This window comes from Paenibacillus sp. FW101-FHT12H11 (genome assembly GCF_058790355.1).
Map to the genome: position 1 here is coordinate 16,821 of NZ_JBYTCO010000011.1, position 13,568 is coordinate 30,388.

A 13,568-nucleotide genomic window follows, 5' to 3' on the forward strand; every position below is an offset into this window, starting at 1 on the left:
ATTTAGCTCCCTAACCCCCCATCTCCGCTACATGCCTCAGCTTATCAGGGTTCGCAACCAAATAGACAGCCGCTACTTGACCATCTTCAACATGGAAAGTCACCACATTGTTCGGCTGTCTATCCTGATAGGATACAACGCCCAATTGTCCGTTTACGGTCGCCATTTGAAAGCTAAAGCCACTCGGAACTTTGGACAGTACCCCAAATAAAAACAGTGCAATGCGCTCCGCTCCCTCAATAGGCCGGATAGCCGCTCTGACTTTGCCCCCACCGTCCGAATATAGGACAGCTTCTGTTTTGACAATGCTCAGCAACTGAGCCATATTGCCGGAAGCTAAAGCTTGAACGAATTGCTCCACAATAGCGTTAGCCTGATCTTCTACTGGCTGCTTGGGTCGTACAACATCCTCGGCGTTCTGACCGGCAAAGGTACTGATCGAACTTTTGGCTCTGCGGAAAATTTGACGGCAGTTCACGCTGCTTTTATCGACAATTTCAGCAATTTCCTCATAGTCGTACTGCAGCACTTCCCTTAATACGAATACCACCCGCTCTACCCAGGAAAGCTGCTGCAGCAGAAATAGGTACGCCGTGGATAACGACTCTTTTTGCGTATAAAATAGTTCTGGCATATCGCCCTGGTTCTCCACCGCCACAAGTGGCTCCGGCAGCCATGGGCCTACATAGACTTCGCGTTTTTTGCTTGCAGAACGCAGCTTGTCGATGCAGCGATTTGTTACCATTTTGCATAGATAAGCTTTAGGGTTCTGAATGCCCTGAGGATTTTTCTCATTAAAATATAGAAAAGTTTCTTGGACGACATCCTCAGCATCCATGACACTCCCCAGCATCCGATAAGCTAATGCGAACAAAAGCGGTTTATACGCTGTGTATATCTGTTCGGCATCCCTGGCCTTCTCCATCGTCTTCACCTCCTACTTATTTCCATTTTACGCCATCACATAGCTCTTTAAAATAGCGGCCGCCGCCCGCTTAGCACTTGCCGCTGAAGCATCGGCGAGCATTTCGCCGTGCGTCACCCAATCTCCGGCCACATAGAGGCCGCGGACTCCCTCAACCGCCGGTCCTGTGAACCGGTTGGCCCTTCCGCGATGCAGCGTGTCATGGACCACGGTGATATTCGGCAGGAACTGCCGTGCCACGACCTCATCTTCCCAACCTGGATGAAGGGTGTTCATGGCTTCGGTGAGCAAGCGCTCGTCGGCTTTCGGATCACTCTCTCCCGGGCCGTTGTACTTCACCAAATGCACAACCAAGGTTCCGTTATCGCTCAACTGCGCGTTCAGCGTATGGTGAGAGAAGAAAATCGGTTGATCGAGGCCCATAGCAACGTCACGCCTGCCTTCCGGCAATCTTCTCAATCCAAGATCTAGGCATGCCGCCATGGACGGTCGAGCTTGATCCTTCCATTGCTTGAGCAAGGTACGGTCAGCCGTATCACTTACCAGCTTATAAGTTTCAGACGGTGAAGCGGTGCTGATGACATTAGCTGCCTGGATATACTCGGCGCCGGCTAGCAACAGTTTATGAACCCTGCCATTTTCAAGCACAATTTCTTTGACATCTTTGCCGCTTACGATTTGGACACCCGCTTTGACAGCTAGTTCTCTAAGCTGATCCACGATCGTTTGCCAACCGCCATGGAGGTAAAGGACGCCTTTTAACGCACGCTGCAATTGCGCCAGCACCGGTCCCGCCAGCTGAAAGTCGGTATCCTGCGCATAAGTAGCCGTACGGCTCAGCGAGTAAAAGACGTGACGGACCATCGGGTCCGAGATTTCCGCCTCCGCCCATTCTCTTAGGCTCCTGTCAGGGATGCGGCTTGCATCCATTTTGGTAAGCTTCATCACGAGCTGCATGAGCTGCATTTTACCTGACCATGTCAGCAGCTTCGAAGTCAGCATACTGGTTAGATTCGCAGGCATAGGAACGATTTGGTTGTTCCACAACGCCTTTATCTTGGTAGACGGACTCCCTCCTTCCAGGCGCACTCCCAGCTCCGTCAAAATCGCGTACGCCTCACCGGCACGGTATATGGCATGCCCGCCTAGATTGAAGAAGGCGCCGTTCTTCTTATTCGTCATCGCCCGGCCTCCCAAGCGTGCCGCTTTTTCCAAAATAATGACCGATTGTCCGCCTTTTGCCAATTCGATCGCCGCGATTAGACCGGCCAAGCCACCGCCGATTACAGCTGTATCGTATTGCCCCCGTTTATGCAACTCCGTCATGTTCCATCGCCTCCGTTTTGTCTTTTCCGTACATATGGCGAATGAGGTCTGCGTTTTGTGACAAAAGGGTATGAAGTTGGTTGCCCCCACCGCAGCGCAAAAAAACCTCCAACCCGCATACGCAGAGTTGGAGGCCTGAGCATTACGATCCCGCGCCGCGGTACCGTTTCACGCCAATATTCCAAATCGTAATACCAATAAAGAAGAAAACGACGCCCATAATCGGCGTGAGCAGCGCGAACCACTTCCAGTTCGCCGGATCAATGAAATACGCCGCAGGATAAAAGCCAACGAACGCGAACGGCAAAATCCACGTCAAAATGCTGCGAAGCAGCTTATTATAAATCGTGGCCGGATAACGCCCGTAGTTCTGGATGTTCCAAATCAGCGGCAGAATGCCGGTTGGCGCATCAGAGTAGAAACCAAGCGCCGTCAGCGAGATGTACACGCCAGCATAGATGAGAATCGAGCCCACAACCATCAGGATAAAAATCAGCGGATCATGCCAATGGAACGGAAGCCCTAGCTTGACCCAAGAGTAGATCATAACAATCAATCCTGCCAAAGCACTGAACAAAGACGATGGACTGAGATTCTCCAACATCAACTGCCATAAGTTATAAGCCGGCCGGGTCAGGATACGATCCATTTCCCCTTTAACAATATATCGTTCACTGAAGCCCCACAGATTAAAAAAAGTGATGAATATGCCATAGGGGATCATAAAATAGCCGTAAATGAACAAAATTTGTTCTTGATTCCAACCGCCAAGCGATTGCGTTTGCAAAAAAACGACGAGAATGAAGAATAAGTTGAGCCCATTGAACATCAAATCGGAAATCACATCAATCCAGAAGTCGGATCGGTAGGTGAGGCGGGTTTTCATGTAATTTTTCAGATACTCAGCAACTAGGGAGATATAGAAAGTCATGTGTTAACCCCCCTGCACGAATAAACGCGTTTTGGATTTGACCCAGAGTACAACCATGGGAACGAGCAGCAGCACGAACCACAGAACCTGTACGCCAAGAGTTTGATAAATGGCCGAACCGGTAATTTTCCCTGTAAACACGGCGCTCGGCAAGTACGTAATAGCTTGAAACGGAAGCCACTTTAGAATGGACTCGGACCACCCCGGGAAAAAGGAAATCGGAATAATTAATCCCGAGAATAAATCAACCGCAACGCGCTTCATGCGCATCAGGCCTTCGTTATTTTCAAGGAAGAAAGCAAACAAGCCGGTAATGATATTAAGCTGCGTATTAATTAGGAAACTGAAAAACAACATCACAAAGTAGATGACCCATAGGCCTGGATCACTAGGAAATTGAATCGGCAGTAACAGCCAGATGAAAATCATGCCCGGCGTTGTAAAAAGCACTAAACGGAAGACACCTTCACCGAGTCCCTGCATCATTTTCACAAATACATAATTATACGGACGAATGAATTGGATCGCCACACTGCCGTCTCGAATTTCATTGGCAATTTCCCGGTCCAAGTTATTGAAGTAAAAGGCGCGCCCCATCCAGGAGACAGCGACATACGTCGTCATCTGGCCCAATGTCAGGCCGCCAATCAACTCTTGCCCGGCATAAATCGCTTTATAAACAAAATAATAGGCCCCAATATTGAGTGCATAAATCAAAATGCCGCTGTAGTAGTTCACCCGGTAAGCAAGCATCATGAGAAAACGCATGCGAACAACTTCCAGATAAGCACTAAGCATGTGTGAAGGCTCCCTCTGGCTGCTTGGTTTCTTCTGGACGTTTCACATCAGCTGAACCTGCTTTATAGATTTCTCGTACGATGTCATCTGTGTTGGTTTCGTTGATTTTGATATCTTGAATCTGCACAACGCCGACCACTCGGCTTAGCACTTCAGATACGTTTGCACGCTCGTAAGGAATGAACACCTTGGCGGACAATTCATTCTCAAGCTGCCACGCCACATCCAGACCCCTCGTCAGCTCCTGCAGACGCGGCAGTGTGATCGGATGCTCGAACTGGAGCACGACTTCCTTGCCTTTGCCCCATTTCGCTTTCAACTCTTCCAGGCCGCCGTCATAAATAATCCGGCCGTCATCGAGCATAATAACACGCGAACAAAGCGCCTCAATATCCTGCAAATCGTGCGTAGTCAGCAGGATTGTTGTCTCATAGCGCTGATTGAGCGATTTCAGGAATTCCCGAATCTCTGTTTTCACGACGATATCCAAACCGATGGTTGGTTCGTCTAAGAAGAGAATCGCCGGATTATGAATCAGCGAAGCGGCAAGCTCACAGCGCATTCGCTGCCCCAGACTTAATTTACGGACAGGTCGTGATAGTAAATCAGCTAGTTGCAAGCGGTCGACTAGTTCGTCAAGGCGCTTTTTGTAGTCGGCTTCAGAGACACGGTATACCTTTTTCAGCAATTGAAAAGATTCCACAACACCGATATCCCACCAGAGTTGACTGCGCTGGCCGAATACGACGCCGATCCCGGCAACGAACTTCTCGCGCTCTTTAAATGGAACGAAACCATTGACCTTGATATGTCCGGAGGTCGGTACGAGGATGCCGGTCAGCATTTTGATCGTGGTTGATTTACCGGCGCCATTTTCACCGATATATCCGCAAATTTCGCCCTTTGGAATTTGAAAGCTAATGTCCTTAACGGCTGTAACATGTTTGTACTCTCTATGGAATAAATCTTGAAAGGCGCCCTTTAAGCCCCCGCGGCTCTGCTGAACTTGAAATTCTTTGCGAAGCATTTCTACATCAATGGCTAACATGAACTTCCTCCTGTCTAGGTAGACTCGGCTACACTTGGCTACATATAACGGCAAAATTCGCCGTAACTTGCTATCGAAGTTTCGTAGCATCTATAATATGGATCATAAAGATAAAATGTACAACAATTGCACCAAACCCATGATACATGAATTCTGTAAGAAAAAAAAGTACAGATTATCCCTACCTTAGAAAGGAGCGCAGAACCATGAGAATTATTAAACGAACCTTGCTCCTGATCGGCTTACTCCTGATAATGGTGGCTGGTTATTATTCTTATTCCTTTTATCATTTTGCACAAAATATTTCCAACAAACCGGATGCGCCCAAAGGCAGCACACCCCTTATCGCCCAAACGGTCAAAGACAAGGGTGAGAAATACACCCCTCCCAAATGGGAAGGCAAGAATCGGGTAAACATTTTACTCTTAGGCGGAGATTCCCGCGGCATGGTGAAGAATGAACTGCCACGGTCCGACAGTATTATGCTCGCGTCGATTGATCCGGTAACGAAGAAGGCTCACCTCTTCTCGATCCTCCGTGATACATATGTGAAAATCCCTGGCGAAGGCGAAGACCGCATCAATACAGCGATTACGACAGGCGGTCCGAACTTAGCAATGAAAACCGTCAGCGACTTGCTAGGCATCCCGGTTCAGTATTATGTCTATACCGATTTTAAAGGGTTCATCGCTCTCATTGATGCCGTGGGCGGTATCGATATCGACGTTGAGAAAGATATGAAATATACCGACTCGGAAGATGACCATGTCTATGATATTAATTTGAAAAAAGGGCTACAGCATCTCGATGGCAAAACAGCCCTTCAGTATGTACGCTTCCGGCACGACGCTCTATCGGATTTCTCACGTACAGAACGCCAAAGGAAATTCCTGACGGCCGTTGCGCAGAAAATGCAAACAACATCTTCTCTCATTAAACTGCCGAAGATTTTGAATGCAATGGATCCTTACATTGACACGAATCTAAGCGTGACGGATATGCTGAAGCTCGCTTCTCTAGGCTTTGAAGCCAAAGCTGATGGTATCGTCTCCTCCCAGCTTCCGCCGTCAGAACTTGTTGTCGAGAAAAACGTTCGAGGAGCTGCGGTCATTACAGCAAACAAAGATAAGCTGCAGCAATATGTGAAAGACTTATTTGCCGGCAAGGCTGAAGCGGACACAGGTCCAACGAAACCGTCGCCTTCACCTACGCCGAAGTCTTCCGTGAAAACTACGGCGAAGTAAGAAGATATAACAGCAAAGCAAGCGACTGAAGATTTACACGCCTCTACTTGGTACAGGGCTTTAGCCCCTCAAGTAGGGGCTTTTTATGAGATCAGTGAGGGCTCCGTTACATCCAGTATTTACGCTCAATCATGGAAATAACGCCTCCTGAGTCCGTTAGTTACCGTCCAATATACATACTACTTAATAAAGGAATGATTACTTCTTATGAATCGCAAAAACTCCGAGCAATTATATCAAGAAGCCTTGCAGCACATCGTGGGCGGGGTCAATTCCCCTTCCCGCTCATTCAAAGCCGTCGGCGGCGGCGCCCCCGTCTTCATGAAGCGAGCGCAAGGCGCACACTTCTGGGATGTAGACGGGAATCGCTTCATTGACTACCTCGCCGCCTACGGCCCTATCATTACCGGTCACGCGCACCCGCACGTGACCGAGGCGATCTGCCGCGCCGCACAGAACGGCACGCTGTACGGCACCCCGACCGAACTCGAGATCGAGTTCGCCAGAATGCTGAAGTCCGCGATTCCTTCGCTGGACAAAGTGCGCTTCGTCAACTCCGGCACCGAGGCCGTGATGACGACGATCCGCGTGGCGCGCGCCTACACCGGGCGCACCAAAATCATTAAGTTTGCCGGGTGCTACCACGGCCACTCCGATCTAGTGCTTGTGGCGGCCGGTTCCGGGCCGTCCACGCTCGGCACGCCGGACAGCGCCGGCGTGCCTGCGAGCATCGCGCAAGAGGTCATCACCGTGCCGTTCAACGACATTCCGGCACTGGAAGCCGCGCTCGCGCGATGGAACGGAGAGATTGCCGCGGTGATGGTGGAGCCCATCGTCGGCAACTTCGGCATGGTCATGCCCCATGCCGGCTACCTCGAGCAGCTCTGCGCAGCTGCTCGCAAACACGGGGCCCTCGTCATCTACGACGAGGTCATCACAGCGTTCCGCTTCCACTATGGAGCGGCACAGACTTACCCCGGCCTCCCTCTCGCGGAGGGCGGCACTGCCGAGGCGGCGGCGCGCTTCGCCGCCGTCGAGCCGGACCTTACGGCCCTCGGCAAAGTGATCGGCGGCGGACTGCCGATCGGAGCCTATGGGGGCCGCAAGGCCGTGATGGAGCAGGTCGCTCCGCTCGGACCTGCGTATCAAGCCGGCACGATGGCGGGGAACCCCGCCTCCATCTCGGCGGGCATCGCCTGCTTGGAGGTGCTCCAGCAGGCAGATGTGTACGCCAAGCTCGAGCAGCTTGGCGCGACGCTTGCAGGCGGCATCGCGGAATCCGCTGCAAGACACGGCATCGCCTTGACGCTGAACCATATCGGCGGCGCGTTCTCCACCCACTTCTGCGATCATCCCGTCACCAACTATGACGAAGCGCAGGATACGGACGGTGAACGCTTCGCGGACTTCTTCCGGCTTATGCTGGAGCAAGGCATCAACCTCGCTCCTTCGAAGTACGAAGCTTGGTTTACAACCATTGCCCACACGGAAGATGACATCGCCCAGACTCTGGATGCCGTAGATCACGCTTTTAAAATCATGAAAACTCGCTAATGTTTAAATTTTTTCGAAAATACACACAATTATTACGATTGCGTATAAAAAAACATGAAATCATGCCCCGGCGCACAAGGTATTTTCTGCTATCCATATTTGCTAACATGTCCCAGAAACGAACTATGTTCCTAACAAGAACATAGTTCGTTCGTATTTTAAGAGGGAGCCAAGCATTAAATAAATTACCTTTATTCACCATTATACACGAAAGGTAACGCTTACATTTTTGTTTTCGCTCTGCAACTATTGTCGGATGAACATTTTCGTGCTATTCTAAGATTACTTTTACCCTTTTAACGAAAAGTCTTGTTTTCGCAGTATTTTCCTAGAAAGTTAGGGCATGATTTACAAATTCACGTTCGTTTTTTGTGTGTGATGCCTTACTTTATGACGGGTCGATTCTTGACTGATTTCAAGGGAGCCATTTCCTCGAAATTGGCATGCTATTCAGTTAAATTGCATTTTTATTCAAAATCTCGCATATTTCGTTTTTGATCGGTTTCCGGTCATCCATTGAAAATGCTAAGAGTTGCGGGCTCATTAGTGCCAAAATGCAAGCAAAGTAGTGAAAGAGGAGTTAAATATATAGGGGAGGTGACGGTCAGGCGACTGACCTGAGCAATGAATGAAATTATGCGTAATGAAGGCCGTTTTCAAGATCTACTAGGAACCGAACACGACAGCTGCGGTATTATCTGTATTATTGAAAAGAACGGTCATCCTACCCGTGAAAACATCCAAAAAACGATTGATGCCCTTGTAAAAATGGAACATCGCTCAGGGTTTATTAACGGTGAAGGCGACGGTTGCGGTATTTTAACTGACATTCCACGCGCTCTTTGGGAAAAGAAATTAACAGATGCGGGTCTAGACGGCAAACTTGCTTATGATAACCGTTTTTCTGTTGGACATATCTTTGTTCCGCGCAAACTTGACCTGACCGTTACCGAGATTCAGAATGGCATCCGTGAGCTTTTCGCTTCCCACGATGTGTCCATCATTCTCGAGCAAGAAAACCAAGTAGATAGCAACGTTCTTGGTCCTAACGGTTTAAACGATGAGCCTACATTCTGGCAAATCGCTGCAATCAGCAACAAAACAGAAGGTCAAGTGGCAGATCACCTTTTTGAGCTGCATATCGCGATCGAAGACCGCTACAACGTTCACGTTGCAACATTAAGCAATGTAACTTCCGCTTACAAAGTGTTGGGCGCTGCAAGCATTCTTCCAAAATATTTTAACGATACACGCGATCCGCTTTTCGCTTCCCAAGTTACAATCGGTCACAACCGTTATTCCACGAACACACTGTCCAGCTTCTTCCGCGTTCAACCATTCTCCCTGCTAGGGCACAATGGTGAAATTAACACCGTTAAGAAACTTCGTCTCGAAGCAGATATGGTTGGCGTTCCGCTCGTTAGCGGTGGTTCCGACTCCCAAGACATGAACAGAACGATTGAAACGTTCATTCACCGTTTTGGATTATCACTTTTCGAAGCCATGGAAATGGTTTTCCCTCCTATTATTAATGAAATGAAACAATTCCGTCCGGAACTTCAAGATCTTTATGTTTACTTCCGTCAAGTTTGGGGCCACTTCGCTCAAGGTCCTGCAGGTATCGTTTCCCGTTACGGCAACGAATGTATTTTCAGCGTTGATGCTCTTGGTCTACGTCCTGTTTGGATGGTTGAAAGCGAATCTTCCCTGTACTTCTCCTCGGAGCAAGGCGTTATCACGGTTGGCGACATGGTTGCTGATCCGAAGCCTATCGCACCAGGTGAGAAAGTCGGCGTTGTGCTTACACCAGGTGAACATGTTCAAGTCATCCCTTACCATGAAGTACAGTCACTTGTTTACGAGCGCGCAAGCAAACGTTTGAACATTAACGGACTTCGTAAATATCTGAACCCTGCCAAAACAGACACTCAAGCCGAGCTCAACGATAATGTTGTAGCAACGGATCAATTGTATAGTGCGTTTGGTTGGGATCGCGACGGTATTTCTTATATCGAAACTATGTCCGAAACTGGCGCTGAGCCAATCCGCTCGCTTGGCCACGACTCCCCTCACGCTGCTATTGCATGGGAACGTCAAAACGTGCCTGACTTCATTAAAGAGAGCGTTGCAGTTGTTACCAACCCGGCGATTGACCGTGACCGTGAAATGGAGCATTTCTCGACTCGCGTGATCGCAGGTTCGCGTACACCGGTTTACTCTCAGGTTGATAGCAATCTTCGCCTTGAGCTTCTAGCTCCGCTTGTACTCGAAGGTACGAACGGTGTAGATAGCGAAGAGCATCTATCCCAACCTTCCTACGAGCAATTGGTTGCTTTGTTCCGTGCACAAGGTGAAAATGCTGTAGCTGTGCTTTCCACGACTTTTGCAAGAGGAACATCTCTTGGCGCTGGTTTGGACGCTTTGGCTGCTGACGCTATTGCTGCTGCTCGCGCAGGCGCTGCACTTATCATTCTTGACGATTCAGAAGCTCACCAAAACGATCGTTTGTGGCTTGAGCCTCACTTAGTTGTATCCAAAATCGATATCGCACTTCGTGCGGAAAAGCTTACTTTCGGCGATAACCTGCGCCGTCACGTGACATTGGTGCTTCGTTCCGCAGCGATTCGCAACCTGCATGATATCGCGGTAGCTTGCGGTCTTGGTGCCGATGTGATTTCACCTTACCTGTTGTTCTCCACTGCTTCTGATAAAGAAGGCAACGCGGCAGCAGCACGTAAAGTTTATGGAGCTCTTACAAAAGGTCTGGAGAAAGTAATCTCCACGATCGGTACGCATGAGCTTCGCGGTTATACACGTTTCTTCTCCTCCATCGGCTTCCACCCGGAAGTGGCTGAGGTGCTTGATATCGTGAACTACCTGGGTAGTGAAAAAGGCGGAACTGGCTTTGCACAGCTTGAAGCTGAAGCTGAAGCTCGTTACAACGATTTCACCAATCCGAAAGCAAAAGCAGCGAAAAACTTCCGTTTCTTCCAACGTATGTGGAAAGCGCTGGGCGATGCTGCATCAGGAGCCGCTTCTTACGGCGACTACCGCGACAAACTGCGTGAAGAAGAGAAGAAGAACCCGATCTCCATTCGTCACATTGCTGGATTCAATGTTGAGAAAGCACTTGGAGAAGGCCGTAAGGCGCTTGATCCTTCGAAGGTTGATATCTCCATTGGCGGCCATTCCTTGCCGATGCTGATTTCCTCCATGTCCTTCGGTTCACAGAACGAAACAGCTTTCCGTGCCTACGCTGAAGCCGGCGAACGCCTGAACATGGTAACCATGAACGGCGAGGGCGGAGAAATTAAAGATATGCTTGGCCGCTACAAAAAAACGCGCGGTGCACAAGTGGCATCCGGACGTTTCGGAGTTAACGTAGAACTGGCTAACGCGGTTGCATTCCTTGAGATCAAAATCGGTCAAGGCGCTAAACCGGGTGAAGGCGGTCACTTGCCAGGCTCCAAAGTTACTGCCAAAATCGCTGCAGCTCGTAATGCAACAATCGGCTCTGACCTGATCTCCCCTTCGAATAACCATGATATTTATTCGATCGAAGATTTGGCTCAAATCATTTCCGAGTTGAAAGAAGCTAGCGGTCGCAAAGCGAAAATTATCGTAAAAATCCCAGTCGTACCAGGTATCGGTACAATTGCGGTGGGTGTTGCCAAAGCTGGCGCTGACGTTATTACCCTTTCCGGTTTTGACGGCGGTACAGGTGCGGCTCGTATTCACTCTTTGACACACGTTGGTCTTCCTACAGAAATCGGTACTAAGCTTGCTCACGTCGCTTTGATTGAAGCTGGTCTTCGTCACCGCGTAGAGCTGTGGTCCGATGGCGGTCTGAAATCAGGCGCTGACGTTGTTAAAATGGTTATGCTCGGTGCTAACCGCGCCGGATTTGGTAGTATCGCTATGCAATCGATCGGTTGTACAACATGCCGCGGCTGTCACTTGGACACTTGCCACGTTGGTATCGCAACGCAAATCGATTCTATGGAAGAAGCCGAGGAAAAAGGTCTTCGCCGTTTCGTTCCTCGTCAATTTGACGTTGCTGTTGACAGCTTGGTTCGTCTGTTTGGCGGTATTGGCGAAGAAGTACGTGAAGTTGTTGCTTCCCTTGGATTCACTAGTTTGCAAGACCTAGTAGGCCGTTCTGACCTGCTTGAGCAAATCAGCCACTTGGATCGCATTGATCTGTCTGACATTCTTCGCCCTGCTCCACTTCAGTTCGTTTCTGATGCTGAAAGAGCTATGGAAGAAGCAGCCGTATCCTCTGATATCCGTATCGCGGCTGGTGCAGAAGGTCTGGAATTCTTCCCTGAATCCTTGGCGTTTGACGCTCCAATCGTTCGCAACTGGTCCAAAGTGGATGCTGAGTCCCGTATTCTCGGAACTCGTTATTCCAGCCATCGCGTAAGAGACCGTTTCGACGGCAGCTACGATGAACTGCCAGCTATCGCTCTGAACCTCGTTGACGGTTCGGTTCCAGGTAACGGCTTAGGTGCCTTCAATGCCCGCGGCGTTGACATTACCGTTCAAGGTGGTGCCGAGGATGGTCTGGGTAAAATGGCGTTCGGTGGTAAAGTAGCCATCGTGAAGTCACTTGGCAAAAACAATACATTCATCAACGGTAGCGTTGGTAAATCATTCGGTTACGGCGCACAAAAAGGTTTGTTCTTAATTCAAGGCAGCGCAGATACACGTGCTTGTATCCGTTTCTCCGGTGCAGATGTTGTATTCGGCGGCGAAATCACGACACCTCTGCAAGATGAGCTTGGCGGACTTGCCGCTCGTGCGAACCTCAAAGGCTTTGCGTTCGAATACATGACAAACGGCCGTGCCGTTGTTATGGGCGATCCGGGTCCATGGATTTGTGCAGGGATGACAGGTGGGGTTATCTACCAACGTCTTGTACCAGAAATGGGTCTAGACCAAGCAGCTATCGAACGTCGTATTGCCAAAGGCGCAAAAGTTAAAATTGAGTCAGTTGGCGTACAAAGTATCAAAGACCTTACTGAATTGCTCACAGCTTACCGCACAGAGCTTGCTAACTCCGGTCAAACGGATGCAGCAGCCAAAATCGACGGTCTGCTAAGCAATCTTGAAGCTAACTTCATCCGTATCTCCCCGGTCAACATGCAAGCCGACCAATCCGTTGCTACGGAATAGATAAAGCAAAGCTCCACAGGACCTTCTTTCAAGGTCTTGTGGAGCTTTTTTTTCTGCATAAAAGAACCCTACAATTCACACGTTATAAGTGCAACACCCATCCGCATACCATAGGAGGTTTTTTGCTATGAGCCAATCGAAACGCCGCGAAGAAGCTGCATGGAAAAGCCGCAAACAAGCTAGACATCCACATGGTAAGGTGAAGTCTCTGGCCGAATTCGCCAGTGAGTACGACGCGGAACGCAGCAAGTAACGCAAGCCCCCTCCAACGTCCAAAGAGGGACCAACTCAAAGCAACCCGGTTACCGCGCATCCTAAAATGTGCGGTACCGGGTTCTTTGAGTTTGACGGTTCGTGGTGGCTATTGGCACTATCCCTTTTGCTCAGGGACTCACCTACTCAACACACAACCTGAAGCGTAACTATAGACAATATCCCTCTCACTCAGGCGCGCACCTACTCAATTCACACAACCTGATCGCAGCTATAGACGCTATCCCTCTCACTCAGGAGCTTCTGAACGCCATTGACAGAACCGATCTCTGTTGTTATTCACGATAATCTCCT

9 protein-coding genes are annotated in these 13,568 nt (G+C 49.5%); 4 read left to right on the forward strand and 5 right to left on the reverse strand.

Translation table 11 applies throughout. From position 1 onward, the window contains the following. Positions 1-10: 10 nt before the first annotated feature. From AC3WTJ_RS29925 to AC3WTJ_RS29945, 5 genes are all read right to left on the reverse strand, one after another. A complete protein-coding gene (locus AC3WTJ_RS29925; RefSeq protein ID WP_492524821.1) occupies positions 11-925 on the reverse strand; it encodes an RNA polymerase sigma-70 factor in 915 nt (304 codons plus the stop codon). A 27-nt stretch (positions 926-952) separates the two neighbouring features. After that, on the reverse strand, positions 953-2,251 hold the full coding sequence (locus AC3WTJ_RS29930; protein WP_492524822.1) for a phytoene desaturase family protein: 1,299 nt from the start codon (positions 2,249-2,251) through the stop codon (positions 953-955). 142 nt (positions 2,252-2,393) lie between these two features. Further along, positions 2,394-3,182: an ABC transporter permease gene (locus AC3WTJ_RS29935; protein ID WP_127455109.1), complete on the reverse strand. Its 789-nt coding sequence runs from the start codon at positions 3,180-3,182 to the stop codon at positions 2,394-2,396. A 3-nt stretch (positions 3,183-3,185) separates the two neighbouring features. Further along, complete coding sequence (locus AC3WTJ_RS29940) at positions 3,186-3,980, reverse strand: ABC transporter permease (RefSeq protein WP_492524823.1); 795 nt, start codon at positions 3,978-3,980, stop codon at positions 3,186-3,188. Continuing rightward, positions 3,973-5,028, reverse strand: coding sequence for an ABC transporter ATP-binding protein (locus AC3WTJ_RS29945; RefSeq protein WP_492524824.1), 1,056 nt, complete (start codon positions 5,026-5,028; stop codon positions 3,973-3,975). Before AC3WTJ_RS29945 ends, AC3WTJ_RS29940 begins: the two co-directional genes overlap by 8 nt. Before the next feature lie 206 nt (positions 5,029-5,234). Here AC3WTJ_RS29945 and AC3WTJ_RS29950 point away from each other — a divergent pair, with 206 nt between their 5' ends. The 4 genes from AC3WTJ_RS29950 to AC3WTJ_RS29965 all read left to right on the forward strand — a co-directional run bounded on the left by AC3WTJ_RS29950 (position 5,235) and on the right by AC3WTJ_RS29965 (position 13,254). Continuing rightward, entirely contained in the window at positions 5,235-6,272 is a 1,038-nt protein-coding gene (locus AC3WTJ_RS29950; RefSeq protein ID WP_407870377.1) for an LCP family protein, read from the forward strand. Positions 6,273-6,479: 207 nt separating this feature from the next. After that, positions 6,480-7,826 (forward strand): glutamate-1-semialdehyde 2,1-aminomutase, encoded by a 1,347-nt coding sequence (locus AC3WTJ_RS29955; RefSeq protein ID WP_492524825.1) that lies wholly within the window; start codon positions 6,480-6,482, stop codon positions 7,824-7,826. 624 nt (positions 7,827-8,450) lie between these two features. Next, positions 8,451-13,001 (forward strand): glutamate synthase-related protein, encoded by a 4,551-nt coding sequence (locus tag AC3WTJ_RS29960; RefSeq protein ID WP_492524826.1) that lies wholly within the window; start codon positions 8,451-8,453, stop codon positions 12,999-13,001. A 127-nt stretch (positions 13,002-13,128) separates the two neighbouring features. Further along, positions 13,129-13,254, forward strand: a complete 126-nt coding sequence (locus tag AC3WTJ_RS29965; RefSeq protein WP_220138883.1) for a DUF6254 family protein — start codon at positions 13,129-13,131, stop codon at positions 13,252-13,254. The last annotated feature ends 314 nt before the right edge of the window (positions 13,255-13,568 follow it).

Excerpts from the sequence above, each read along its gene's own strand:
- AC3WTJ_RS29955 (WP_492524825.1), top strand. The coding sequence starts at position 6,480 with ATGAATCGCAAAAACTCCGAGCAATTATATCAAGAAGCCTTGCAGCAC.
- AC3WTJ_RS29935 (WP_127455109.1), bottom strand. The coding sequence starts at position 3,182 with ATGACTTTCTATATCTCCCTAGTTGCTGAGTATCTGAAAAATTACATG.
- AC3WTJ_RS29925 (WP_492524821.1), bottom strand. The coding sequence starts at position 925 with ATGGAGAAGGCCAGGGATGCCGAACAGATATACACAGCGTATAAACCG.
- AC3WTJ_RS29940 (WP_492524823.1), bottom strand. The coding sequence starts at position 3,980 with ATGCTTAGTGCTTATCTGGAAGTTGTTCGCATGCGTTTTCTCATGATG.
- AC3WTJ_RS29950 (WP_407870377.1), top strand. The coding sequence starts at position 5,235 with ATGAGAATTATTAAACGAACCTTGCTCCTGATCGGCTTACTCCTGATA.
- AC3WTJ_RS29965 (WP_220138883.1), top strand. The coding sequence starts at position 13,129 with ATGAGCCAATCGAAACGCCGCGAAGAAGCTGCATGGAAAAGCCGCAAA.
- AC3WTJ_RS29930 (WP_492524822.1), bottom strand. The coding sequence starts at position 2,251 with ATGACGGAGTTGCATAAACGGGGGCAATACGATACAGCTGTAATCGGC.
- AC3WTJ_RS29960 (WP_492524826.1), top strand. The coding sequence starts at position 8,451 with ATGAATGAAATTATGCGTAATGAAGGCCGTTTTCAAGATCTACTAGGA.
- AC3WTJ_RS29945 (WP_492524824.1), bottom strand. The coding sequence starts at position 5,028 with ATGTTAGCCATTGATGTAGAAATGCTTCGCAAAGAATTTCAAGTTCAG.